The 24,726-nt window shown below is 72.7% G+C and carries 18 protein-coding genes; 9 read left to right on the forward strand and 9 right to left on the reverse strand.

Annotated elements, in window-relative coordinates:
- Positions 1-8: 8 nt before the first annotated feature.
- From V2J63_RS05460 to V2J63_RS05470, 3 genes are read right to left on the reverse strand one after another with little or no spacing between them, the layout of a single operon-like run.
- Positions 9-704 (reverse strand): ABC transporter permease, encoded by a 696-nt coding sequence (locus V2J63_RS05460; RefSeq protein ID WP_331229993.1) that lies wholly within the window; start codon positions 702-704, stop codon positions 9-11.
- Entirely contained in the window at positions 701-1,384 is a 684-nt protein-coding gene (locus V2J63_RS05465) for an ABC transporter permease (RefSeq protein WP_331229994.1), read from the reverse strand. The genes V2J63_RS05460 and V2J63_RS05465 overlap by 4 nt, the downstream gene beginning before the upstream one ends.
- Positions 1,384-2,232 (reverse strand): ABC transporter ATP-binding protein, encoded by an 849-nt coding sequence (locus tag V2J63_RS05470; RefSeq protein ID WP_331229995.1) that lies wholly within the window; start codon positions 2,230-2,232, stop codon positions 1,384-1,386. The genes V2J63_RS05465 and V2J63_RS05470 overlap by 1 nt, the downstream gene beginning before the upstream one ends.
- A 73-nt stretch (positions 2,233-2,305) precedes the next feature.
- On the opposite strand from V2J63_RS05470, the gene V2J63_RS05475 reads away from it, so the two are divergent.
- Entirely contained in the window at positions 2,306-3,763 is a 1,458-nt protein-coding gene (locus V2J63_RS05475; RefSeq protein ID WP_331229996.1) for a dihydrolipoyl dehydrogenase family protein, read from the forward strand.
- A gap of 93 nt (positions 3,764-3,856) precedes the next feature.
- Positions 3,857-4,348, forward strand: a complete 492-nt coding sequence (locus V2J63_RS05480; RefSeq protein ID WP_331229997.1) for a beta-class carbonic anhydrase — start codon at positions 3,857-3,859, stop codon at positions 4,346-4,348.
- A gap of 69 nt (positions 4,349-4,417) precedes the next feature.
- Here V2J63_RS05480 and V2J63_RS05485 read toward each other — a convergent pair whose 3' ends face one another.
- Positions 4,418-4,591, reverse strand: a complete 174-nt coding sequence (locus tag V2J63_RS05485) for a hypothetical protein (RefSeq protein ID WP_331229998.1) — start codon at positions 4,589-4,591, stop codon at positions 4,418-4,420.
- A 367-nt stretch (positions 4,592-4,958) separates the two neighbouring features.
- On the opposite strand from V2J63_RS05485, the gene V2J63_RS05490 reads away from it, so the two are divergent.
- The 6 genes from V2J63_RS05490 to V2J63_RS05515 all read left to right on the forward strand — a co-directional run bounded on the left by V2J63_RS05490 (position 4,959) and on the right by V2J63_RS05515 (position 16,866).
- A complete protein-coding gene (locus V2J63_RS05490; protein WP_331229999.1) occupies positions 4,959-5,519 on the forward strand; it encodes a hypothetical protein in 561 nt (186 codons plus the stop codon).
- Positions 5,520-5,989: 470 nt separating this feature from the next.
- Positions 5,990-6,628: a hypothetical protein gene (locus V2J63_RS05495; protein WP_331230000.1), complete on the forward strand. Its 639-nt coding sequence runs from the start codon at positions 5,990-5,992 to the stop codon at positions 6,626-6,628.
- A 130-nt stretch (positions 6,629-6,758) separates the two neighbouring features.
- Positions 6,759-7,862, forward strand: a complete 1,104-nt coding sequence (locus V2J63_RS05500) for a COG1470 family protein (RefSeq protein ID WP_331230001.1) — start codon at positions 6,759-6,761, stop codon at positions 7,860-7,862.
- Complete coding sequence (locus V2J63_RS05505; RefSeq protein ID WP_331230002.1) at positions 7,859-8,290, forward strand: hypothetical protein; 432 nt, start codon at positions 7,859-7,861, stop codon at positions 8,288-8,290. The genes V2J63_RS05500 and V2J63_RS05505 overlap by 4 nt, the downstream gene beginning before the upstream one ends.
- 587 nt (positions 8,291-8,877) lie before the next feature.
- Complete coding sequence (locus tag V2J63_RS05510) at positions 8,878-13,185, forward strand: family 43 glycosylhydrolase (protein WP_331230003.1); 4,308 nt, start codon at positions 8,878-8,880, stop codon at positions 13,183-13,185.
- 171 nt (positions 13,186-13,356) lie between these two features.
- The gene (locus V2J63_RS05515; protein WP_331230004.1) at positions 13,357-16,866 is read left to right on the forward strand and encodes a LamG-like jellyroll fold domain-containing protein; all 3,510 of its coding nucleotides are present in this window, start codon (positions 13,357-13,359) and stop codon (positions 16,864-16,866) included.
- Between the two features lie 76 nt (positions 16,867-16,942).
- Here the strand turns inward: V2J63_RS05515 and V2J63_RS05520 are convergent, their stop codons facing one another.
- Positions 16,943-18,715 carry an alkaline phosphatase D family protein gene (locus V2J63_RS05520; protein WP_331230005.1) on the reverse strand — a complete coding sequence of 591 codons (1,773 nt, stop codon included), beginning with the start codon at positions 18,713-18,715 and terminating at the stop codon, positions 16,943-16,945.
- A 292-nt stretch (positions 18,716-19,007) separates the two neighbouring features.
- Here V2J63_RS05520 and V2J63_RS05525 point away from each other — a divergent pair, with 292 nt between their 5' ends.
- Entirely contained in the window at positions 19,008-21,734 is a 2,727-nt protein-coding gene (locus V2J63_RS05525; RefSeq protein ID WP_331230006.1) for a LamG-like jellyroll fold domain-containing protein, read from the forward strand.
- A gap of 46 nt (positions 21,735-21,780) precedes the next feature.
- On the opposite strand, the gene V2J63_RS05530 is transcribed toward V2J63_RS05525, so the two are convergent.
- From V2J63_RS05530 to V2J63_RS05545, 4 genes are all read right to left on the reverse strand, one after another.
- Positions 21,781-22,389: a GNAT family N-acetyltransferase gene (locus tag V2J63_RS05530; RefSeq protein WP_331230007.1), complete on the reverse strand. Its 609-nt coding sequence runs from the start codon at positions 22,387-22,389 to the stop codon at positions 21,781-21,783.
- Between the two features lie 238 nt (positions 22,390-22,627).
- Entirely contained in the window at positions 22,628-23,200 is a 573-nt protein-coding gene (gene mug / locus V2J63_RS05535; protein WP_331230008.1) for a G/U mismatch-specific DNA glycosylase, read from the reverse strand.
- A 125-nt stretch (positions 23,201-23,325) separates the two neighbouring features.
- Positions 23,326-24,138: an alpha/beta fold hydrolase gene (locus V2J63_RS05540; protein ID WP_331230009.1), complete on the reverse strand. Its 813-nt coding sequence runs from the start codon at positions 24,136-24,138 to the stop codon at positions 23,326-23,328.
- A 22-nt stretch (positions 24,139-24,160) separates the two neighbouring features.
- On the reverse strand, positions 24,161-24,721 hold the full coding sequence (locus tag V2J63_RS05545) for a DJ-1/PfpI family protein (RefSeq protein WP_331230010.1): 561 nt from the start codon (positions 24,719-24,721) through the stop codon (positions 24,161-24,163).
- Between the last annotated feature and the right edge of the window lie 5 nt (positions 24,722-24,726).

Below are 24,726 nucleotides of genomic sequence, written 5' to 3' on the forward strand. Positions count from 1 at the left end.
GAGAGTCCTTACGTCGTGGTGGTCGTGACGAGCCTGCCGCGCCCGCCGCTCATGCGCACGGCGACGCGCGCTAGCAGCGCGAAGATGACGTCGACGGCGAGGGCGAGGACGACGATCGCGATCGCCCCGCCGAGCATCTCCTCGTACCGCCGCAGCGCGATTCCGCGCTGGATGTAGATGCCGAGCCCACCGAGGCCGACGTAGGCGGCGAGCACCGCCGTCGCGATGACCTGCAGCGTCGCGCTGCGCAACCCGCCGACGAGGAGCGGCAGCCCGAGCGGCGCCTCGACGCGGGCGAGGACCTGCCACGGGGTCATCCCCATCGCCCGCGCGGACTCGGTGACGGCACCGTCGACGTTCTCCACCCCGGCGTACGCGCCGGCGAGCACGGGCGGGACGGCGAGGACGACGAGGACGGCGGTCGCGGCCAGCCCCGCGTCGCCGACCCCCACGACGAGCGTGAGGACGGTGAGCAGCCCGAGCGAGGGCAGGGCCCGCGCGGCCCCCGAGAGCGCGACGGCGACCTGCCGGCCACGCCCCGTGTGCCCGACCGCGTACCCGAGGGGGACGGCGACGAGCGTGGCGATCGCGAGCGCGACGAGCGTGTAGAGGAGGTGCTCGCCGAGCCGCGCGGGCAGGGAGCCGCCACCGGCCCACTGCTCCGGGGCGCTCAGCCAGGCCCACGCCTCGGCGAAGAGCGTCATGCCGGAGCCCCCGTCGTCAGCCGCACCCGCCGCGCGGTGCGGCCGCCGCCCGCGCGCGCCCACGGCAGGAGGAGGCGCCCGAGCGCGACGAGGACGGCGTCGAAGAGGAGCGCGACGACGACCGTCGCGACGATCCCGGCGACGATCTCCGCGACGATCCCGCGCTGGAGCCCGTCCATGAACAGGGTGCCGAGGCTGCGGATCCCGACGAGGACGCCGACGGTGACGAGACTGACCGTGCTCACCGCGACGACGCGCAGGCCCGCGAGGAGGACCGGCCCGGCGAGGGGCAGCTCAACGGCCCAGAACCGGCCCCACGCGGAGTACCCCATGGCCGTCGCCGAGGCCCGCACGGCGGGGTCGACGGCGGCGAGGGCGTCGGCGACGAACCGCGTCATGAGCGCGACGGCGTAGAGCGTCATGGCGATGACGACGTTCGCGTCGCTGAGGAAGCTGATCCCGAGCACGGGCGGGAGGAGGACGAAGAGGGCGAGCGAGGGGATCGTGTAGATCAGGCCGACGGCGGCGAGCAGCGGTCCCCGTACGCGCCGGTAGCGCCACGCGAGCACCCCGGGCGGCAGCGCGAGGACGAGCCCGAGGAGGACGGGCAGGGCGCTGAGCCGGGCGTGGGCGAGCGCGAGCTCGCCGATGAGCCCGGTGTTGGCGAGGACCCAGTCCATCAGCGCAGGGGCCGCGCGGCGGGGACGCTCCCGGGCCGCGGCTCGAGGACGCCCGCCGGGCGGCCCGCCGAGTCGACGACGAGGCTCCGCCCACCGGTCTCGACGACGTGGAGGGTGCGGCGGCCGCGGTCGGCGCCGATGAAGCTCGCGACGAAGTCGCTCGCGGGGGCAGCGAGGATCTCCGCGGGGGTCCCCTGCTGGGCGATGCGCCCACCGGCCTCGAGGATGACGACGTGGTCCCCGAGCCGGAACGCCTCGTCGATGTCGTGGGTGACGAAGACGATCGTCTTGGCGAGCCGCTCCTGCACGCGCAGCAGCTCGTCCTGGAGCTCGGTGCGCACGATGGGGTCCACGGCGCCGAACGGCTCGTCCATGAGGAGGATGTTCGGGTCGGTCGCCAGGGCCCGCGCCACGCCGACGCGCTGCTGCTGGCCGCCGGAGAGCTGGCTCGGGTAGCGCCCGGCGAGGGAACGGTCGAGGCCGACGACGTCCATGAGCGCGAGCCCGCGCTCGCGGGCTGCGGTGCGCGGGACCTTTGTCAGGCGCAGCACCGTGATGATGTTGTCGAGCACGCGCCGGTGGGGGAGCAGGCCGGCGCTTTGCATGACGTACCCGATCCCGCGGCGCAGGGCGACCGGCGCGCGCTCGCGGAGGTCGACGCCGTCGATCTCGATCGTCCCGGCGGTGGGGTCGACCATCCGGTTGATCATCCGCAGGATCGTCGTCTTGCCCGAGCCGGAGGAACCGACGAGGACCGTCGTGCGGTGGGCGGGCAGGATCAGGTCGAGGTCGACGACGGCCTCCGTGCCGTCGTCGAACCGCTTGCTAACCGAGCGGAACTCGATCATGGGCCACCGCCTGGTGCGCGTGTCATGACCCGAGCGTAAAGTCCGGAACTCCTTCCACGGAACGGGGTAACGCATGCCTGCCGAGAACCAGACCTACGACGTCGTCGTCATCGGGGCCGGCCCGGTGGGTGAGAACGTCGCCGACCGCGCCGTCGCCGGTGGGCTCACCGCCGCCATCGTCGAGAGCGAGCTCGTGGGCGGTGAGTGCTCCTACTGGGCGTGCATCCCGTCCAAGGCGCTCCTGCGCAGCGGCGACGCGCGCCGCGGCGCGCTACGGGTCGACGGCGCGCGGCAGTCGGTCACGGGCGACCTCGACGTGGCCGCGGTCCTTGCCCGGCGCGACTCGTTCGTCAGCGACTGGGACGATGCCGGGCAGGTCGAGTGGCTCGAGTCCGCGGGCATCGACCTCGTCCGCGGGCGCGGGCGCCTCGCCGGTGCCCGCGAGGTCGCCGTCGCCACGCCCGACGGTGAGGAGCGCCGGCTCACGGCGCGCCACGCCGTCGTCATCTCCACCGGGACGCGCGCGCGCATCCCGGACGTGCCCGGCCTGCGCGAGGCGAAGCCGTGGACCAACCGCGAGGCTGTCGAGGCGAAGGCGGCCCCGGCGAGCCTCGCCGTCATCGGCGGCGGCGCCGTCGCGTGCGAGCTGGCCGGTGCGTGGGCGGACCTCGGCAGCGACGTGACGATGCTCGTGCGCAGCGACCTCCTCTCCGGCTACGAGCCGTTCGCCGCCGAGCTCGTCGGCGAGGGGCTGTCCGAGCGCGGGGTGACGATCCGCCGCGGCGTCTCCGCGAGCCGGGTCACGCGTGGCGAGGACGGCGGGGTGGATCTCGCGCTCGACGACGGCACCTCCCTCCAGGTCGCCGAGCTGCTCGTCGCGGCCGGCCGGGAGCCCCGCACGGACGACCTCGGCCTACCCGGCGTCGGCATCGAGCGCGACGGCGACTGGCTGCCCGTCGACGAGACCCTGCGCGTGCTCGGCCCCGACGGCGAGCCGGTCGAGTGGCTCTACGCCGTCGGGGACGTCAACCACCGCAGCCTGCTCACCCACCAGGGCAAGTACCAGGCGCGGGCCGCGGGCGACGTCATCGCCGCCCGGGCCCAGGGCGGGCCCGTCGACGACGCCCCGTGGGGCGTCCACGCGGCGACGGCGGACCACGTGGCCGTCACGCAGGTGGTCTTCACCGACCCGCAGGTGGCGAGCGTCGGGATGACGGCGGCGGCAGCGGAGGAGGCCGGCTACTCGACGCGCGTGGTCGACGCCGACCTCGGCGGCGTGTCCGGGGCAGCCCTCCACGCCGACGGGTACACCGGCACGGCGCGGATGGTCGTCGACGAGGAGCGGGGTGTGGCGCTCGGGGTGACGTTCGTGGGCCAGGAGGTCGCCGAGCTCGCGCAGTCCGCCGCGATCGCCGTCGCCGGTGAGGTTCCGCTCGCGCGCCTGTGGCACGCGGTGCCGCCGTTCCCCACGGCGAGCGAGGTGTGGCTCCGGCTCCTCGAGGCGTACGGGCGCCCGACGGCGGGCGCCTGAGCTCCACTGGTGGCTCGGTGGGCCGCTAGGACCATCGGCCCGCTCCTGGCTCACCCCGGACCGAGAAGATCAGGCTCAGAAGAGAGGACCACGATGAGCGTCACCGATGACCTGCTTCGCAACGCCCAGACCTACGCCGCCTCGTTCGACAAGGGAGACCTGCCGATGCCGCCAGCGCGGCGCGTGGCCGTCGTCGCCTGCATGGACGCCCGCCTCAACCCCTACGGTTTGCTCGGCCTGGCCGAGGGTGACGCGCACGTCATCCGCAACGCGGGCGGTGTCGTCACCGACGACGTCATCCGGTCCCTCGCCATCAGCCAGCGCCTGCTCGGCACCCGTGAGGTGCTCCTCCTCCACCACACCGACTGCGGGATGCTCACCTTCACCGACGACGCCTTCAAGGCGGGTGTCGAGGAGGACACCGGCATCCGCCCGACGTGGGCGGCCGAGGCCTTCGGCGACCCGGCCGACGACGTGCGGCAGTCGTTGAAGCGGATCGCGGCCAACCCGTTCCTCCCGCACAAGGACCAGGTGCGCGGCTTCGTCTACTCCGTCACCGAGGGCACGCTCACCGAGGTCACGTAGCTCCAGCGCGCGGTGCCGCGGCGGTCGCAGCCCGAACCGTTGTCCGGGCTGCGACCGTGCGGGCAGCCCTCAGCGGAGGTTCTCGAGCTGCTGCCGGCGGACCGCGTTGTACCGGGGCGCGAGCATGGCGAGCCGGACCCCGAGGACGAGGACGGTGAGCGCCTGCGGGAGCGCCCCGCGCCAGTGGTCGCCGCGCGGGTTCACGGTAACCGCCGGGGGCGCGCACCAGACCACCTCCGTCATGCCTCCCGGCACCGGCACCGGCACCGTTACAGGGACCGGCACCGGCACCCGCGCGGCACCGAGACCGGCACCGGCATCGGAGTGGGCGCCTTCGCGCTGAGGCAGGTGTGCATGCGCTTCCACGGGGCGTGTAAAGAACTTTCGCCGGTTTTCGACGGCGCGTTCACGAGCGGCCGGGCGGCGAGCGCCGTCCCGTGTGGGCAATGGCGGCGAGCGCCCGCCGCCCTCCCGCGCGACGGTGGAGACGCCGGCGCCGCCGACCGCCTGCTGAGATGCGGCCTGTCGAAAGCCGCGCACTCTCCGTTAAGCCTTGACCCGGCGGCGGTGCTCTGCCAGCCTCGGACTGACAGCGGGCAAGGAGGCCACCATGGAGATCGTCGAGCACGACCTCGCCACGGTTACGACGGCGCAGGCGTACCAGTTCGATGACGTGCTGCTCGTCCGCCTGGCGGGGACGAAGCCGACCCCGTGCCACATCGTGTCCATCGAGCAGGCCCTCACCGACGTCGAGCCGCCCGCCTTCGTCGCGCGTATGCGGATCGACCCGCGCATGCGGTGCGCCGCCGTGGTCACCGACTACGAAGTTGTCCAGGCCTTCCGTATCGGGAGCCCTCGCGAGGAGGTCGTCGTCCACCACGCCGGTGAGGCGATCCGCGTCGACGTGACCACGCTCGGCGGACAGGCGCGGTCCTTCGGCGGGCTTGGCGGTGCCGGCGACGACTTCTACCCGCCCGAGGTCGAGCTGACCGGCATCTCCCGCAACCACGACCCGGGCGAGGCGATCCGTGACGCGCTCGCCAACATCGGGGAGCGCGACACCGGCGGCATCAGCGACTGGCTGAGCACGTACACGGTCACGGACATGCGCGTGGAGCTCGGCGGCATCGCCGGCTTCAACCAGCTTCGAGTCACGCTTCGTGGCCGCTGACGTGGCACTCCGACCAAGCGATGGGGCGTCCGCGCGGCACTGGGCTGGCACACCCGCGTCGGCGAGCGCTTTCCGCCACCTCAGAGACCTGCGCGGCGATAGCCTTGTTCGCGCTAACACGCCCCGCTAGTCTCATCCTCGAGCCCGTCGATCCAACGCAGGATTCAAGCAAAGGTGCTGGTGCAATGCTCAGGCAGACTCTTCGCCGCGCGGCGTCATGCTTTGGCGTGGCAACGGCGACGCAGGGGTCGGCCGGAGCGGCGTACGACGGCGCACGTGCGGACATAGGCTCGCCGCGACACCCGGTCACCATGGCCGGGGACAGATGGGGAGAGCGGGGCCGTCCTGTGGCTCCGCTCAGCCCGGAGCAGCCCGTTGCGGCTGACGCTCCGGCGCACCCGGACGATCGGAAGTCCCGGTCGTTCGTAGGTTCGGTTCGGCCACGCGCCGACCGGGAACTGGAGAACCGAATGAACAAGAACAGCCTGTTCGCTCGCGTTGGCATCGGCGCCGCGGGAGCCATGCTGCTGACCGGGGTCGCCGGCGCGGCGATCGCGGACGAGGTCGACGTCGACCGCGACGACGTTGCGGTCAATGTCGAGATCGCGGCGATCCCGCCGGTCGGTGCGCTCACGATGAGCGTGGACGGGGACTCGACGACGCTGACCGAGGTCGAGTCTGGCGAGGACGACGTCCGGCAGTTCGACGGCACCCTTCCGACCGTCACGGTTGCCGATGACCGCGAAGAGGTCCCCGAGGGTTCGTTCTGGTACGTCACCGGACAGTCCTCCGCCTTCACGTCGGACGACGCTACGGAAGACCTCGGCCCGGACCAGCTCGGCTGGCGTCCCGAGATCGTGGATGAGGAGGGCACCGGCGATGTCGCGGCGGGCGACGAGGTCCTCACGTCCCTCGACGAGGGGCCCGACGCCGTCGGTCTCGTTGCCGAGGAGCTGCTCGCCATGGCGCCGGACGCGCAGGCCGCCCACGCGCAGGGCGAGTGGGAGGCGAGCGCCGACCTCTTCCTCAAGACGGACGTCAACGTCGAGCCCGGCAGCTACGAGGCGACGCTGACGCTCACCCTGTGGGAGGACTCCTACCTGGACTGACCGGGTCGTTGACCCAGACGTAACCTCACGGGTCGGGGCCGCGCACCGCGCGGCCCCGACCCGGGGCCGCTGACGGCCCGCCCTTGGGTCCGCCCCCAGACCCTGTGTACCTGCGATCACCAGGACTGCTGTGCCATCCACCATGTCGCGCCTCGGCGCGCTCGCGAGGACGCTGCTCGTCGCGGCGGCGTTCGCCATCGCGCTGTGTGCCGCCCTCGCTGTCGCGCTGCCCGCGAGCGGGACCACCTCCTCACCCACTGCTGAAGCGGTACCCACCGACGAGCCAGCCGAGCCTCGGTGGTCGGTCGCGCCCGCGGACGAGTCCGGCCCGGACGGCCGGAGGGTCGTCGAGCACGAGCTCGACCCGGGGGAGACCGTCGAGGACCGCTTCGCCGTCCACAACGTCGGTGACGAGGAAGTGACGTTCCAGCTCACCGCTGCCGACGGCTTCTACACGCGCACGGGCCGCTTCGACATCCTCGCGGGCGACCAGGAGTCGGTCGCGGCGGGCACGTGGATCAGCCTCCCGGAGAGCGTCACCATCGGGCCCGGTGAGACGGAGGTCATCGACTTCAGCGTCACCGTGCCCGAGCGCGCCGAGCCGGGCGACCACGCCGCCGGCATCACCGCGTCGGTCCTCTCGGTGCAGTCGGCCGAGGACGGCACGAGCGTCGGCGTCGAGAGTCGCATCGGCTTCCGGGTGCTCACCCGGGTGACCGGGGAAATCACGCCCGCGGCCTCCGTGCAGAACGTCAACGGTGAGTACGACCTCTCGTGGAACCCCTTGCGCCCAGGCGAGACGACCGTCACCTTCGAGGTCGTCAACGAGGGCAACACGCGTCTCCTCGCCGAGGGCACCGTCAGTGCGGGCGGGCAGAACGTTGAGTTCCCCCTCGAGGGCGAGAACCGCCAGGAGCTGCTGCCGGGGGACACCCGCGAGATGAGCTTCCGCGTCGACGGCGTGTGGCCACTCTTCGCCGTCCCGGTCGCGGTCAGCTTCGCCCCCGAGGTCGTCACGGCCGACGGTGCCACCTCGACCCTGGAGCCTGTTGTTGCCGAGACCACCGTTTGGGCCATACCGTGGCCACACCTCGGTATAGTTGCCGGGATTGCACTTATCGTTATCGCCATCATGTCGGGGCGCACACGCTCCCGCCGCAAGCTCGACGCCCTCCTCGCCGAAGCGCGCGAACAAGGCCGGAAGTCGGCCCAAGAGAAAGTGGAGACCTCATGACCCGTCGTCGCACCACCGGCGCGAGCGCTCTGCTCGCGACCGCCGCCCTGCTCGTCGCCGCGCTGGCGCCCACGGCGGCCGCCGCGGCCCCGGAGGACTCGGACGGCGTCGGGGTGCGGGTGGACATCACGCCGCTCGAGGAGCCCACGACCGAGGAGCCCACGACGGAGGGGCCCACGTCCGAGGAGCCGACCACGGACGAGCCGACGGACGGCGGCGAGCAGCCGACGGACGCGGAGCCCACCGGGACGGGATCGCCGTCGCCCGGCACACCGGCCCCCACGGACACCTCCACCCCGGGCGGGGACCTTCCGGACACCGGCGTCGACCTCACGGCCGCGCTGTGGGTGACGGGTCCGCTCCTGGCCGCGGGTGCCGCGCTCGCGCTGCTCGCAGCACGCCGGCGTGGGATGACCACCGGCCGCTGAGCACGGATCACTGACTGCGGCGGAGCCGCCCAGCGCCACGGCGCCGGGCGGCTCCGTCGTATTCGAAGCCAGGTGCCCAGCGCCACGGTGCCGGGCCGCTTCGTCGTACGCGGTGCCAGGTGCTCCGCCTCCGGCGCGCCCGGGCGCTGTCCAGCTCCTCTTCCCCGCTCCGCTCTTGACAGGCTGCCCGCGACCTCTTACGTTCGAGGCAAGCCATCACTGTTTGCGCTAACACTGGCTGATAACGCGAGTAGCGGCCCTCACGGGCGCTCCACCGACGGGGCGCCCGACGGATGACTGCAACGCCGCACGTACCGCCCACGCACCCAGATCTGGTCGGTCGTTGCCCGCAGTCGCGGAAGATCGGGAGTTCCCCTCGTCCATGTCCCGCGCCACCCCCTCCACCATCGCCTGGAGAGCCCTACCGGTGACGTCATCACGACAGTCACCGGCAGCGGCGTGAGCGCGCCTTCCGTCCGCGCACCAGCCGGACGGGCCCGCGAACAGACAGCTAGACGGAAAGACCCGTTCCACCCCGGAGCACCGGAGAAGGAAGTGCAATGACGCCGAGAACCATCCGACGTGCCGTGTCTGGCGCGACAGCCGCCCTGCTGGGCCTGACGGGAGCGCTGCTCGCGGTGCAGCCAGCGGCGGCCGACGCCGCGCTCGTGGCCCACTACCCGCTCGACGAGGCGTCCGGCGCCGTGGCCGTCGACGTCTCCGGTGCGGGACGCGACGCGACGTACGTCGGCTCGCCGTCGCTCACCGGCGAAGGGGGCGTGCGCCTCGACGGCGTGGACGACCACGTCCGCCTGCCGAACGACATCCTCGCCGGGCTCGACTCGGTGACGATCAAGGCCGAGGTGCTCGTGCGCGCCTCGCAGGGCGGGAACTACTTCATCTACGGCTTCGGCAACACCGACGCCGCCGGTGTCGGGAACGGCTACCTCTTCTCCTCGGGCAACGCCTACCGCGCCTCGATCGCCACCGGCAACTGGTCGACGGAGCAGACCGTCTCGAGCGGGACCAACCTTCCGCGCGACGTGTGGAAGACCCTCACGTACACCCTCGACGACGCCACCGACACGGCCCGCCTCTACCTCGACGGCGTCCAGGTCGGCGTCAACACCGGCGTCACCATCAAGCCGGGCGAGATCGGCGGCGGCACGACGGCGGCGAACTACCTCGGCCGCTCGGTCTACACCGCCGACCGCTACCTCGCCGGGAGCCTGCGCGACGTCCGCATCTACGACGCGGCCCTCTCCGCGTCCGAGGTCGCGGCGCTGCACCCCGCCGACGACGTCCGCCTCGAGCGCGACGCCGCGGCGCTCACGCTCGGTGACCTCTCCGCCGTCACCGGCAACCTCACCCTGCCGACGACCGCCCCGAACGGGTCGTCCGTCGCGTGGACGACGAGCGACACGGACGTCATCTCCGCCACCGGCGCCGTCACGCGCCCCGCCGCGGGCGACGAGCCGGCGGAGGTCACCCTCACCGCCCAGCTCAGCCTCGGCTCGGCGTCCCGCTCGCGCGAGCTCGTCGCCACCGTGGTGCCGATGCCGGGCAGCGACGTCCTCGCGCAGGAGGACCTCGACGCGCTCGTCATCCCGAACGACGGCGACGTCCGCGGCAACATCACGCTCCCGGCCACCGGGACCGTCAACGGCAACGCCATCGTCTGGAGCGCCTCGCCCGCCGGCGTCATCACGACGACAGCGACCGACGGCAAGCCCGCCGGCGTCGTCACCCGCGGCGCCACCGACACCACCGTGACGCTCACCGCGACCGTGCCCGGCACGGACGCCGAGCGCGAGATCACCGTCACCGTCACCGCGGCGCCCGCCGACCTCGACACCGACTACACCGCCGGCTACCTGTGGACCCACTTCGCGGCCCAGGGCGGCTACGAGAAGATCTTCCTCGGCCACAGCGAGGACGGGCTCCATTGGTCCAAGCTCAACGACAACGCGCCCGTCCTCGCCAACCTCGGCGGCGACCTCGGCGTGCGCGACCCGCACCTCGTCCGCGCCCCCGAGGGGGACAAGTACTGGATCATCGGCACCGACCTCCACGCCGAGGGCGGCGGACCCGGCGGGTCCGGCTGGGACCAGCTCAACGCGAGCCAGAACCTCGTCGTGTGGGAGTCGACGGACCTCGTCACCTGGAGCGACCAGCGCATTGTCTTCGCCGGCTTCCCGCACGCGGGCAACGTCTGGGCGCCCGAGGCCATTTGGAACGAGGCCACCGGTGAGTACTACGTCTACTGGTCCGCGCGCGACCGCCGGGACAACGAGACCCCGGACTGGGCGCTGCGCGTCTACGTCACAAAGACTCGCGACTTCGTCACCTTCACCGAGCCCGAGATCTGGGCGTCCCTCAACACCCACGGCGACGGCGCGACGGGCCCGAACATCATCGACTCGAGCATCGCCGTCGAGGACGGCGTCTACTACCGCTTCTCCACCTCCGACTGGCACACGATCGTCGACACCGCGCCGAGCCTCGACGGTCCGTGGACGACCGTCATCGGCCGCGGCGAGGCGGCCGCGCACGGCCTGCGTGCCTCGATGGAGGGCCTGACCGTCTACCAGCTGCCCGACGGCCGCTGGGCCGTCATGGGAGACCAGAGCGGCTACTACGGTCACGTCACGGACTCGCTCGCGAGCCTGCAGTTCCGCCAGCTCACGGTCGGTTCCGGGCCCGACCAGTACTCCTTCGACCAGCGCTTCCGCCACGGCTCGGTGCTGCGGCTCTCGGCGGCGGAGGAGCGGCGCCTGCTCGTCGCCTACGGCGACCTCGAGCCGGAGGAGCCCGAGGAGCCGGAGGGGCTCGTCGCCGAGTACACCTTCGACGACGGCACCCTCGCGGACTCGGTCGGGGACGCGGACCTCACCGCACTCGGCACGGCCAGGGTCGTCACCGACGCCGAGCGCGGCCAGGTGCTGCGCCTCGACGGCTCGGCGAACGGCTACGCGTCCTTCCCGACCGGGTTCTTCGACGGTCGCGACACGATGACGGTCTCGATGGACGTCAGGTCCGAGCTGAGCAGCGGCAACTTCTTCACCTTCGCCTTCGGGACCGACCAGACGCGGTACTACTTCCTGCGCCTGCGCGGCGGTGACGTCCGCAGCGCCATCACGCAGACGTCGTGGGAGTCGGAGTCGGCCGTGACCGGTTCGGTCGCCGCCGGCCAGTGGCACCGCCTCGACGTCGTCCTCGACGGCGCGACGATGGTCGTCTACGCCGACGGCGTGAAGCTCGGCGAGAACACCACGCTCGGCACGACGGTCGACGACCTCGGGACGAACCTCGCCGGCTACCTCGGCCGGTCGTTCTACTCCGGCGACCGCGCCTTCCAGGGCTCGTTCGACAACGTCCGGGTCTACGACCGTGCGCTCACCCAGGAGGAGCTCCTCGGCGAGGACCAGCTCATCGACATCTCCCTCGCCGAGCCGGCGGTTCTCAAGGTCGACCCGATCGTCTCGGGTGCCGACCGGAGCGTCATCTTCCCGGTGACCCCGGGTACGGACCTCACCACGCTCGCCCCGACGTTCACGGCCGCGGCAGGCGTCACGGTGTCGCCCGCCTCGGGCACCGTCGTCGACCTCAGCGAGCCGGTGACCTACACGCTCACCGCGTCGGACGGGTCCACCGCGACCTGGACGTTCGAGGCCGTCGAGATGGGCAGCCCGGTCCTGCCGGGCCTGTACGCCGACCCGAACATCGCCGCGTTCGGCGACACGTACTACATCTACGCGACGTCCGACGGCTACCCCGGCTGGGGCGGCAAGGAGTTCTACGTGTGGAGCTCGAAGGACCTCGTCGACTGGGAGCGCTCGGACGAGCCGTTCCTCACCCTCGACGGCGAGAACGGCAACGTCCCCTGGGCGAGCGGCAACGCGTGGGCGCCGACCGTCATCGAGCGCGACGGGAAGTACTACTTCTACTTCAGCGGCCACAACCCCACGTACGACCGCAAGACGATCGGGGTGGCCGTCGCCGACAGCCCGGAGGGACCGTTCACGGCCCAGCCGACGGCGATGATCCTCAACAACGAGGCCGTCACGTCCGGCCAGGCGATCGACCCGGCCGCCTTCCACGACCCGGTGACCGGCAAGTACTACCTCGGGTGGGGCAACGGCGGGCCGACGAACGGTCCGGTCCTCGCCGAGCTGGCCGACGACATGGTCTCGATCAAGCCGGGCACGTTCCAGCGCATCGAGGGGCTGACGGACTTCCGCGAGGGCGTCTTCTTCAACTACCGGGACGGGATCTACCACCTCACCTACTCCATCGACGACACCGGCTCGGAGAACTACCGGGTCGGCTACGCGACGGCGACGAGCATGGACGGGCCGTGGACGTACCGCGGCGTCATCCTCGAGAAGGACCTGTCCCTCGGCATCAAGGGCCCGGGCCACAGCTCGATCCTCAACGTGCCGGGCACGGACGACTGGTACATCGTCTACCACCGCTTCGCCATCCCCGGTGGCAACGGCAACAACCGGGAGACGACGATCGACCGGCTCGAGTTCGGGCCCGACGGCCTCATGCAGCCCGTCACCCCGACGCTCGAGAGCGTGCCGCCGCAGACGATCGAGCTGCCCCCGGCCGGCCCGGACGTCACGGCGACGGCCGACACCCGCTGCGTCGCGGGCAAGGTCGTCGAGACCGTGCGGGTGGCCAACGGGTCCCCGGTGCCCGTCACCGCCGTCGTCTCGACCCCGTACGGGAACCGGACGCTCACCGTGGCCGCGGACCGGGCCGCCTCCCTCACGTTCAGCACGCGCGCGGCGTCCGTCCCGGCCGGCGCGGCCGGCGTGACGGCGAGCGCCGACGGGCTGCCCGGAAGTACGAGCGTCAGCGCGTCCTACGCGGCGCGGTCCTGCGGCTAGCCCATCCCGGTGGGGCACGGGTCATCCCGTGCCCCACCGCACCAGGGGCGCTGCGCGCGACCCCACCCGGGGCGCCCTGTGCGCCCCGACGCGACGGGGAGCACCACGCACCTCCTCGCACCGCACCACCACCGTGACCCTCACGGCTCGACACACCCGATGGAGAGTGGAATGAGACTGCTGTCCCGAACACCGAGAGCGGCCATCGCTGTCGCCGCCCTCAGCGCCGTCATCCTCACGGGGACGACGAGCGCCCTCGCCGACGTCCCCGACGACGGGCTCGTCGCCGAGTACCTCTTCGACGAGACCGCGGGCGCGACCGTGCCCAACACCGCCCCTGGCGCCGAGCTCGGCGCCGCGACGGTCCGCAACGTCCAGCCCACCGACTGGACGGGCACGGCCCTGACCATGCGCGGTGGGGCGAAGACCTCGACCGGCAACTGGGTCGAGCTGCCCGACAACATCCTCACCGGCGCCGAGTCGGCTACCGTCACCGCCGAGGTCAAGGCGTCCGCCGCCATGCTCAACGGCTTCCACTTCCTCTGGAACGTCGGCAACGAGTCCTCGGCCACCGAGTACTTCTTCGCCTCCCTCAACTGCGGCTCGGGTCGCTCACCGCTCGTCGGGATCAAGTCCGGTGGCGCGGAGCACCTCGTCCAGTCCGGCTCGTGCGGGCTCGTCGCGAACCAGTGGGTCAACGTCACGACCGTCGTCGACGGCGCGGCGGGCACCGCCTCGCTCTACCTCGACGGCGTGCGCGTGGCCAGCGGGGCGGTCCCCTTCACCCCGGCGGACATCACCGACCAGTCGCTCAACACGATCGGGCGCGCCCCCTGGCCCGACCCGCTGTTCCAGGGCGCGATCTCCGCGTTCCGTGTCTACGACCGCGCGCTGAGTGCGGCCGAGGTCGCCGAGGTCGCCGCCACCGACGTCGAGGCGCACGCCGCCGAGCTCCGTGCCCAGGCGCAGGCCGTCCTCGACGGTCTCGACCTCGCCGACATCGAGACGAGCGGCGACATCGACCTGCCCACGGCCGCCGGCCGCGTCACGTGGACGTCGAGCAACCCGGCTGTCGTCGGGGCCGACGGCTCCGTCGTCGCGCCGCTCTCCGGCCAGCCCGCCGTCGAGGTCGAGCTCACCGCCACCGCCTCGGTCCGCGGGATCAGCGCGAGCGAGACGATCACCGTGACGGTCCTGCCGTCGACGGAGAGCGCCGAGGAGCGCGCCGCGCGCCTCGCCCAGCGCGTCATCGTCCCGCCCGTCGTCGCCTCCGGCACGCCGCTGCCCGCGGCGCCCGAGGGGACGAGCGTCGTCGTCGAGTCCGTGACCGGCGCCGACGTCGCCGACGGCGCGATCGTCGCCACGTCGAGCTCCGCCGCGGACGCCCAGATCGCGTTGCGCGTCACCGACGAGGCCACGGGTGCCAGCGTCCTGCGCACCTTCGCGGTCCGCGTCCTGCCGACCGACGCCGCCACGCAGCTCCTCGCCTACAACCGCACGCCCACGAGCGCCTCCGAGGCGAACAACGCCGACATCGCCCTGAGCATGCACCTTGCCCTCGAGCAGGAGACCGGGTGGGACCCGCTCAACGGCAACTACGGCATCTTCTTCCCGCGCACGTCCGTCACGCCTCCGGTGGGCGGCACGAGCTCGGGCATCATCCGCAGCCTTCGCGACCCGCACATCTTCTACCTCGCCGACGGCGACTTCGGCATCGTCGCCACGCGCACCGCGCGCAACGGTGGCTCGGACGGGACGCAGAGCTCGAGCATGCTCCTCGCGCGCAGCAGCGACCTGCTCGCCTACGAGGAGGTCGGGCTCATCGACCTCGGCGTCACGAGCGGCGTCAACGACCCGGCCGTCGTCTTCGACAGCGCCGCGCAGCTGTACGTCGTCACGTGGACCTCGGACGCCGGCGCGGCGATGTACACGACCTTCACGGACCTCACCGACGCCTCCACCCGCACCGCCCCCCAGCGCGGCACCGTCGGCGCCACCGCCGGCGTCACCGGCACCGGCGTGGCCAACTACGCCACCGGCAACACGATCCCCGTCACCGCCGAGATCGCCGAGGCGCTCGAGGTGCGGTTCGGACGGATCGTCAACACGGGCGTGAGCCCCCTCGACGGGGTGAGCGTCGAGGCCGGCGCCGAGCTCGACGCCGCCGCGCTGCCCGCCCGGGCCGAGCTGCTCTACAACGATGGGTCCACCGCCACCCGGGCGATCGAGTGGGATGCCGAGTCCCTCGCGGGGGTCGACACGACGACGCCCGGTGAGTACGAGGTGACGGGCACGATCCGCACGCCGGAGTACCCGATGCCGTTCGCGGACGAGCGGGCCGACCCGACGATCTTCCGCTACGACTGGAACGGGGAGCGGAAGTTCCTCATGATCGCCACCGAGGACCTCAACCTCAACCCGATCAACCCCGCGAACGGCCCGCACATGCCGTTCCGCGTCGCCGACACCATCGACGACCTCTCGGACGACGCGATCCGCGCCGGCCGCAACGTCGAGGTCGACCTCATCGTGGCGGGGGACACCGACGCCTACGGCAACGTCATGACCGGGTGCTTCTGGGCACCCGAGATCCACGTCATCGACGACACCCTCTCGATCCTCTTCATGCCCTGCTACGACGGCTCCAACGGGCAGCCGGACATGTGGACGGGCCGGGCGAGCATCATCCAGCTCAAGAAGGACGCCGCGGGCAACGACCTCGACCCGGCGGTGCCGGAGAACTGGACGAAGGCGGAGCAGGTCCTGCGCGAGGACGGGTCGATCCTCAACCCCATCCAGGACATCTCCCTCGACATGACGTACTTCGAGGACTCCGGTCAGTCGTACTACGCCTGGCAGATGCTCGGAGCGGTCTTCATCGCGACGATGGACCCGTCCGACCCGACGCGCCTCACCTCGGAGCCGGTGCGGATCATCGCCCCGGAGTACGCGTGGGACAACACCATCGCCGAGGGCCAGAACGTCCACGTGCGCGACGGCGTCATCTACATGATCTACTCCGGCTCCCTCGTCGGTGACACGTACGCGACGGGCCTCGTCACGGCCACGGCCGGCGAGGGCGTGGACCTCACGGACCCCGCCGCGTGGACGAAGCTCAACTACCCCGTCCAGAAGTCCGAGATCATCAACGGCGAGTGGCAGCTCGGCCCGGGCCACGGCATGTGGTCCTACGACGAGGACGACAACCTCATCTACGTGTTCCACGCCCGCACGAGCAACCGCGGGCTCACCGGCCGCGACACCTTCGTCCGCCGCGTGCACTGGGCCGCCGACGGCATGCCCGTCTTCAGCATGTCGATCGACGACGAGGTGGCGCCCCAGAACCGGACCGTGCGGGTCACCGTCACCGTCACGGGCACCCCGGACGAGGGGCTCGACGTCACGGCGAGCGTCGCGACGCGCTGCGTCGTCGGCAAGACCGTCCAGGTCGTCACCCTGACCAACGGTGAGGACGTGCCGGTCGCGGTGGGAGCCACGTCGCCGTTCGGCGCACGGCAGACCGCCGCGCTGGCGCCGGGCCGCAGCGCGTCCTACGCGTTCACGACCCGCCAGGTCGGGATCGCCGGCGGCTCGGTCGAGGTGAGCGCCGAGGCCACGGTCGACGGCGGCGTCGTCAGGGACTCGACGGCTCTCACCTACGGGGCGTCCTCCTGCGGATGACCTGAGCGGTCGCACGGCGCGCGCGCCGCGGACGGGGGAGACCCGTCTGCGGCGCGCGTCGTCGTACCGGGCCCCGTCAGCGGCGGTTCGTCAGGCGGCGCCGCAGCCGCGCGCGCAGGCCCCGGCCCCTGTCCGGGTGGACGAGCGCGAGGGGGCGCCGGTGAGCCGTCCCGGCCGGCGGGACGTCGAGGCGCAGGTCGGCGACGACGTCGAGGTCCGGCCGGTCGGGCGGCCCGCCGAGGACGCGCCCGCCGAGCCACACGGTGCGCAGGTCGTCGCCGTCGATCTCGAGGACGGCGACGTTGTTGTCGAACCACGGGCCGGCGATGCCGTGCCAGCGCCACGGCGGCTCCGGCACCCGCGCCCAGCGGGACATGAGCGCCCCGACCGGGCGCGCCGCGTGGGACCCGACGGCGGCGAACGCGCGCAGCGCCCGGGGGAGGGGGTTGCGGATGGGGGAGCACACGAGCTGGAGCATCCGTGAGCCGGAGGCGCGGTCCACCTCCGTGATGTAGGAGAAGTGGACGTCACCGGAGAGGAAGAGGATCGACGCGGGCGGGGACCCACGGCGCCCGTCGGCCACCTCGGTCACCATCGTCGCCACCGCGGTGAAGGCGCGGTTGAACGCACCCCAGTGCTCGAGGTCGAGACCCTGGCGCAGCCGCTCGCCGAGGCCCGCGAGTCGCCGGCCGAGCCTCCCCTGGGCGACGGCCTCGTCGAGGGCCTCGATGTGGTGCAGGCCCATGGGCAGGAGGAACGGCAGCGACGTCGCGACGAGGAGGTGCTCGACGTCCCCGGTGAGCTGCGTGTCGAGCCAGGCCATCTCGTCGTCGTCGAGCATGGAGCGGTGCTGCGGGTCAAGCTCGCGGGCGGCGCGGGAGTCGACGACGACGAGCCGCGAGTCGCCGAGGTCGTGCGTGTAGCTCCACCGGTAGCTGCGCGGGTCGGCGTCGGCGCGCTCGGCGAAGGCGTCGACGGCGTCGGTGAGGTCCACCTCGCGGTCGGTGCCCTCCTGCCGGCGCTGGAGCTCGACCCACAGCGGGTCCGCGGCGCGCTCGGCGCGCGAGAGGTTCCCGAGGTGCTGGTACACCCAGTACGAGCCGAGCCCGGCGACGATCCGCCCGTGCCACCAGCTCGTCGCCTCCATCTGGGTGCGCCACGTCTGGGACGTGTTCCAGTCGTCCCGGACGTCGTGGTCGTCGAAGATCATGAGCGAGGGCAGCCAGGAGAACAGCCACCGCAGGGCCGGCTCGCCCCAGGCCAGGCGGTACAGGTGCGCGTACTCGGCGAAGTCGGCGAGCTCGTCACCGGGTGCTTGCGTGATGTCGCGCCGCGCGGCGATGAACTCCTGCATCGCGTCCGACGTCGCGTCGGCGTAGACCTGGTCGCCGAGGAGGAGGAGCAGGTCCGGCGCGGAGGCGAGCGGCCCGGTGTCTCCGTCGGCGATGGCGAGCGCGTAGGTCCGCAGGGCGTCGACGCCGTGGCTGACGTGGTGCACCGGGTCGTGCGGCACGCTCGTGCGGCACGAGCCGAACGCGACGCGCACCGGTCCGTCGCCCCCGGGAGTGGCCAGGGTGCTCGCGGGAAGGGTGGTGCCCGGCTCGGGCCAGCAGACCTCGTCGTCGACGAGCACCTCGTACGCCCGGCGCTCGCCTGGGCGCAGGCCGGTCACCTCGACGAGCGCAAAGTGGTGCCCGTGAACGGCAAAGGTGCGGGCCGACCACGCGACGTCGTCGTCCCGCTCGGGCAGCCGGACGGTGACGACCGCCGCGGCGGCCGTCTGCACCCACACGGCCGCCGACGTGGCGTCCACGCGGCGGACCATCGGGCCGAGCACGAGTGCGGGCATGGAGGCAGTGTGCCTACGCCGGGGGCTCGTGCGCACCTGAACGGCGTGACCGGGACGGCGCGCGCCAGCAGCGCGAGCGGAGCCGAATCCGCCTCGACCCTGGCGGCGGCCGGGTGTGCGCGCTAACATCGACCCGTACGACGCGCTCCGCCCCTGCCTTCCGACGATGACGTCCGGACCCTTCGACGACGACCTGGCGGCAGGGTCACCGGCGCCGCCACCCGCTGTGCCCGCTCCACCGCGTCGGCCGAGGAGTCCCCCCGGCCACGCCCCGAGACCCCGAGGTGACAGGTTGAAGCACTCCACGTTGCGTCATGACCACCGTTTCAGGAGGCCGCGCGTCGCCGCGGCGATCGCCGCGCTCGCGCTCGTGCCCATGTCCCTCGGGGCGCTGGCGCCGGCCTCGGCCGACAGCGCCCCCGTCGCGGCCCCGGCCGTGAGCGTCGCCGCGGCGCCGGACGACGGGCTCGTCGGCGAGTTCGTCTTCTCGCAGACCGCCGGCGCCACGGTGGAGAACACCGCGACCGGCCCCGGCGCCGTCGGCGACGCCCGCGTCGTCAACGGCACGGACGCCCTGTGGACCGGGGACTCCCTCGTCTTCACGGGCGGGGCGAAGACGAGCCCCACGGCGAGCTGGGTCGAGCTCCCGGACGACATCCTCGCGGGTGCGGAGTCCGCGACCGTCACGTCCGAGGTCAAGATCGACGCCTCGATGAAGAACACGTACAACTTCCTCTGGAACATCGGCAACGACGCCAACGAGACCTACTACTTCGTCTCCGTGCGGGACACGCCCCGCACCGCGATCACGACGACCTCCGGCGGTGGCGAGGTCAACGCACGCGCCGGCGCCGGGCTCGACGCCGACCGGTGGTACAGCCTCACGTCCGTCATCGACGGCGAGGCCGGGACGATCAGCTTCTACGTCGACGGCGTCCGGGTGGCGTCCGCGCCGACGACGCTCACCCCCGCCTCGATCACGGACCAGTCGCTCAACGCGATCGGCCGCTCGCCGTGGCCCGACCCCATGTTCATGGGCGAGGTCTCGACGTTCCGGGTCTACGACCGCGCCCTGAGCGCTGACGAGGTCCGCGACGTCTCCGAGGCGGACGCCCTCATCCACGAGGAGAGCTTCGCGGCCGCCGCCCAGGCGGTGCTCGACGACGTCGCGCCCGTCACCGTGAGCGACTCGACCACCGTGCTCCCCAGCTACGACGGCGTCATCACGTGGGCGTCCGCGAGCGAGGGCCTCGTCGTCGCCGCCGACGGCGCCACGCTCACGGCGGTCCAGCCCGCCCCCGGCGAGCCGGCCGCCCACGGCACGCTCGTCGCGACCGCCACCGTCCGCGGCGCCACCGCGACCGTCGAGGTGCCCGTGACGATCGAGCCCGTCCCCGCGGCGGAGGACGCCTACGGCTACCTCCTCGTCCACTTCATCGAGAACTCCGCCGGGTACGCGGAGAAGATCTACCTCGACGTCTCCCACGGCGACAACCCCGAGCAGTGGGACCCGCTCAACGGCGGCGCCCCCATCCTCGCCTCGCACCTCGGCACGACCGGCGTGCGCGACCCCTTCCTCACGTACAACCCCGAGACGCAGACGTACTACATCATCGCCACCGACCTGCGGGTCTTCGGCGGCGACCGCGGCTCGGGCTCGTGCGTGGAGTGGTGCTACTGGTCGAGCCAGGGCAGCACCGAGCTCAACGTGTGGGAGTCGACGGACCTCGTCACGTGGAGCGACGTGCGCCAGATCGACCTCGGCGTCGGCGCGGCTCCCGAGATGGGCATGGCGTGGGCGCCGGAGGCGACGTGGGTCGCGGACTACGACGGCGAGGGCGAGGGGGCGTTCGTCTTCTACTGGTCCTCGAACGTCTACGCGAACGAGGCCCACACCGGCACGACGTACAGCCGGGTGCTGTGGGGCGCGACGACCGACTTCACGCAGGAGACGTACTCCTACGGCGGCACGTTCGTCGACGAGGCCGGGATCAACAACATCGACACGACGATCGTCCAGCACGACGGGACGACGTACCGGGTGACGAAGGACAACACGGCGGGCCGCGGCCTGTACATGGAGTCGACGGACGACGCCCGCTGGTGGGAGGCCGGCACGGAGTGGACGACGCTCCAGACCCGCATCGGCGCGGAGTGGGCCGGCGGCAACGCCGGCGGCGTCGAGGGCCCCGCCGTCTTCAAGAGCAACGACGAGGACCGGTGGTACCTCTACGTCGACGTCATCCCCACGGTCGGCTACCGGCCCATGGTGACGACGGACCTCGACGAGGGCTGGGACCTCCTCACGAGCCCCGACTTCTACATGGCCCCGAGCACGAAGCACGGCGGCGTCGTCTCGCTGACGAAGGCGCAGTACGACACCGTGCGCGCCGCCGACGCGACGGGCGGCGTCGCCGACGACCTCGGCACCGTGACGGTGGAGGAGGGGGCGACGGCGGACGAGCTCGCCGCCGCGCTCCCCGCGACGGCGGAGGTCACCCTCGCGTACAACCGCGGTACCGCCCAGCTGCCGGTGGACTGGGACGCGTCCGCCGTGGACGCGTCGACGGCCGGCGAGTACGAGGTGACCGGGACGGTGCGCTCGATCGGCGCCAACCTCAACCAGTGGATCGGCGCGGGCGGCTCGACGGCGTGGGACGCGCCCGACCGGGTGCCCTACAGCTCGACGGCGATCACCGTGACCGCCACCGTGCGCGTGACCGAGGCGGCGAGCGAGGGACCGGCGATCGCGGTCACGGCCGACACCCGGTGCGTCGCGGGCAAGGTCGTCGAGGTCGTCCGGGTGACGAACGAGTCGTCCTCGTCCGTCGAGGCCGTCATCATGACGTCGCACGGGACGCGCACGACGACGGTCGCCGCCGACCGGGCCACCTCCGTCACCTTCAGCACGCGGGCCGGCTCGGTGCCCCCCGGTGAGGCCCGTGTGACGGCGACTGCCGCGGGCATCGCGGGGACGACGACGCAGACCGCGCCGTTCGCCGCGCGGTCGTGCAGCTGACGGTTCGATCCGGCGGCTGACGGCTTGCGGCTGACGGCCGTCGCTCTCAGAAGTCGATGCGGACGACGGCGCGGCGCGGCGTGGGCCGGCTGACCTCGGTGAACCCGGCGGCGGCGAACATCCTCGCCGTGCCGACGTGGAGCTCCTCGGAGATGACCGCCGTCGTGAGGATCGGGTAGCCCTCGAGCGCGTGAGCACCGCGGTCGCGGGCGAAGTCGACGGCGGCGCGGGCGAGGGCGTGGGCCACGCCGCGGCGGCGGTACGCCGCTCGGGTGACGAAGCACGTCACCGCCCACACGCCCGCGTCCGTCCGGTCCTCGTCCCGGCCGAGCCACGGCACGCGCTGGCTGTTGCGCACGAGGCCGGTGTACGCCGGGCGGGGCTCGACCGCGCACCAGCCGACGGGCTCGCCGTCGAGGTAGGCGACGAGACCGGACGTGGCCTCGGCGTCGGGTTCACCGGCGCGGGTCTGCGCGCGCATCCGCTCGGCCCGCTCCTCCGGTGCGGTGCCGGCGAAGGTCTCGCGATGCGCCAGCTTGGACCGCTGGCAGTAGCACCGCGAGGACGGCCCGCGCGTGCCGAGGACCGTCTGGAGGTCCTCCCAGCTCGCCTCGTTGGCCGGCAGCACCGTCACGCTCTCGCTCGTCGCGCTCATGGGCCCGATTGTGCTCCCCGGCGCCGCGGCAGGCGCCCCGTTCGGTCGTACTCGATGCCGTTCGCCGTGGTCCCGCCGAGCCTCATCGGTGGCCGCGCCCTTTCGCGTCGGCCGTGCTCGGTGCAACGGGCACGGCGCACCGTTCGGGGCGCGGTCCCACGTCGGAAGGGGCGCGCTGTGCCGTTGGGAGCGCGGTCCCTCGTGGGAGCGGGCCTCCCGCTCCGCTTCCGCCGCACGGTCACCCGGTGGGTGGCGCCTCGGCCGCGCGCCGGAGCTCGGCGAACGCCTCGGCGAGGGCGGCGGGCGTGTAGTGCGCGTTGAGCCCGCTCGGGTTGGGCAGGACCCACACGCGGGTCGCGCCGATCCGCCGGTCCTGCTCCCCGAACGTCGCCTTCGGGAGGTCGAACGCGGTGCGGTAGGCGGTGACGCCGAGCACGGCGAGCCACGCCGGCACGTAGCGCTCGACGTCGGCGACGAGGCGCTCACCCCCGGCGCGGAGCTCGGCTGCGGAGAGCTCGGCCGCCGTCGCCGAGGCGCGCGCGACGACGTTCGTCACCCCCAGACCGAGGTCGAGCAGCTCCAGCTGCTCGTCCGGACCGAGCTGACGCGGCGTGAAGCCCGAACGGTGCAGCGCCGGCCAGAACCGGTTGCCTGGCCGCGCGAAGTGGTGCCCCGTCCACGCCGAGTACAGGCCGGGGTTGATCCCGCAGAAGAGGACGCGGAGCCCCGGAGCGATGACGGTCGGGAGCGTCCGGTCGGCGGCAGCTTCGAGCTCGGCGCGCGTGGGGCGCCGGGAAGGCGGCGGGGTCATGCACGGCACTCTAGGACGGCGCGCGCCAACGCGGCCTCGGGTAGTGGGAGGACGCGGCGGGAGGGGTGCGTGCTTCGCGCGACCCCTCGCGCTTCAGGGCGCGAGCTGGTGCCTGGGCGGCGCCGTCACCCGCGGGCGAGGAAGTCCGACACCAGGCGGTGGAAGTCGTGCGGGTGCTCGACCGCCGGCACGTGCCCGCACCGCCCAAGGACGTGCAGGCGGACGTCGCTGAGGTGGTCGAGCAGAGGCAGGGCCGCCGGGCGCAGGGGAGTGACGCGGTCCTGGGCGCCGTGGACGAGCAGCACCGGCGCGCGGACTGCCGCCAGCGTCTCCTCCGACAGGGTCAGGTCTTCGGCCCACCGTGCCCGGGGCGGGGGGAAGAGCGTCGCGAACGCGGCCTCGCCGGCCTGCATCGCTGCGGTCCGGGCCGCGACCGCCGACTCCGTGACGAGCGACCGGTCCAGCAGGAGGCGGCCCAAGAGGTCCCGCGCGCCGTCTTCGGTGGCGGGGGCGGCCCACAACGCGTCGAGCTCGGCCGACAGCGGCGCCCCGGGGGTGCCCATGGTCGACACCGGCACGACGTGCGTGACCTGCTGGGGCCGCGTGGCCGCCAGCGCCAGGGCGACCGCGCCGCCCATGGAGTGGCCGACGACGGCGTACGAGCGGTGCCCGAGGGCGTCCATCAGTGCGCCGGCCTGCTCCGTCCACAGCCGTAGCCCGCCTCGGGAGCCCGGCGGGAGCGGCGTCCGGCCGAAGCCCGCCTGGTCGGGGGCCACCAGGTGCCGCGACCCCGCGAGCGCCTGGATGGTGGCCGCCCAGGCCCCAGACCCGGTGGTCCCGGGTCCGGAGCCGTGCAGGAGCAGCACCGCGGGTCCGGTTCCGCCCTCGGTGACCTGGACGGACGAGCCGCGGACGGCGACGGTGCGTTCGGCCGTCACCGGCCGACGGCGGACGTGCTCATCAGGCGTTGACGGACTTAGCGAAGAGCTCCATCATCGCCCGTCCGAACTGCGGCATGTCGGGCCAGCCCCGGCAGGAGACGAGGTTGCCGTCCACGACGTCGGGGGCGTCGATGACCGTCGCGCCCGCGTTCTCCATGTCACCGGTGATGGGCGGGAAGCACGCCGTCTTGCGGCCCTTGAGCAGCCCGTACACCGCCGGCACCTGCGCGCCGTGGCAGACGAGGGCGATCGGCAGGTCGCGAGCGAAGAAGTGCTCGGTGATGCGCCGCACGTGCTCGTCCACCCGGATCCACTCGGGGGCCCTTCCCCCGGGGATGATCAGGGCGTCGTAGAGCTCGACGTCGACGTCCTCCCACGGCACGTCGACCGGCAGCTTGCGGCCGTTCTTCTCGACGTACGCGTCGGAGTTCGGGTCGAACTCGTGGATGACGAGCTGCACGTCGCGCATCGTCCTCGATGAGACGTCGACGTCCCAGCCGCCCTCCTGCACGCGGTAGTAGGGGTACATCGTGTCAAGCTCCTCGGCGGCATCGCCGGTCAGGAGCAACGCTCTGGGCACCTGGT

The organism is Georgenia wangjunii, assembly GCF_036421975.1.
Classification (GTDB): Bacteria; Actinomycetota; Actinomycetes; order Actinomycetales; family Actinomycetaceae; genus Georgenia_A; species Georgenia_A wangjunii.

Coding starts and splice junctions, on each gene's coding strand:
- V2J63_RS05460 (WP_331229993.1), bottom strand. CDS start 704: ATGACGCTCTTCGCCGAGGCGTGGGCCTGGCTGAGCGCCCCGGAGCAG.
- V2J63_RS05465 (WP_331229994.1), bottom strand. CDS start 1,384: ATGGACTGGGTCCTCGCCAACACCGGGCTCATCGGCGAGCTCGCGCTC.
- V2J63_RS05470 (WP_331229995.1), bottom strand. CDS start 2,232: ATGATCGAGTTCCGCTCGGTTAGCAAGCGGTTCGACGACGGCACGGAG.
- V2J63_RS05475 (WP_331229996.1), top strand. CDS start 2,306: ATGCCTGCCGAGAACCAGACCTACGACGTCGTCGTCATCGGGGCCGGC.
- V2J63_RS05480 (WP_331229997.1), top strand. CDS start 3,857: ATGAGCGTCACCGATGACCTGCTTCGCAACGCCCAGACCTACGCCGCC.
- V2J63_RS05485 (WP_331229998.1), bottom strand. CDS start 4,591: ATGACGGAGGTGGTCTGGTGCGCGCCCCCGGCGGTTACCGTGAACCCG.
- V2J63_RS05490 (WP_331229999.1), top strand. CDS start 4,959: ATGGAGATCGTCGAGCACGACCTCGCCACGGTTACGACGGCGCAGGCG.
- V2J63_RS05495 (WP_331230000.1), top strand. CDS start 5,990: ATGAACAAGAACAGCCTGTTCGCTCGCGTTGGCATCGGCGCCGCGGGA.
- V2J63_RS05505 (WP_331230002.1), top strand. CDS start 7,859: ATGACCCGTCGTCGCACCACCGGCGCGAGCGCTCTGCTCGCGACCGCC.
- V2J63_RS05515 (WP_331230004.1), top strand. CDS start 13,357: ATGAGACTGCTGTCCCGAACACCGAGAGCGGCCATCGCTGTCGCCGCC.
- V2J63_RS05520 (WP_331230005.1), bottom strand. CDS start 18,715: ATGCCCGCACTCGTGCTCGGCCCGATGGTCCGCCGCGTGGACGCCACG.
- V2J63_RS05530 (WP_331230007.1), bottom strand. CDS start 22,389: ATGAGCGCGACGAGCGAGAGCGTGACGGTGCTGCCGGCCAACGAGGCG.
- mug (WP_331230008.1), bottom strand. CDS start 23,200: ATGACCCCGCCGCCTTCCCGGCGCCCCACGCGCGCCGAGCTCGAAGCT.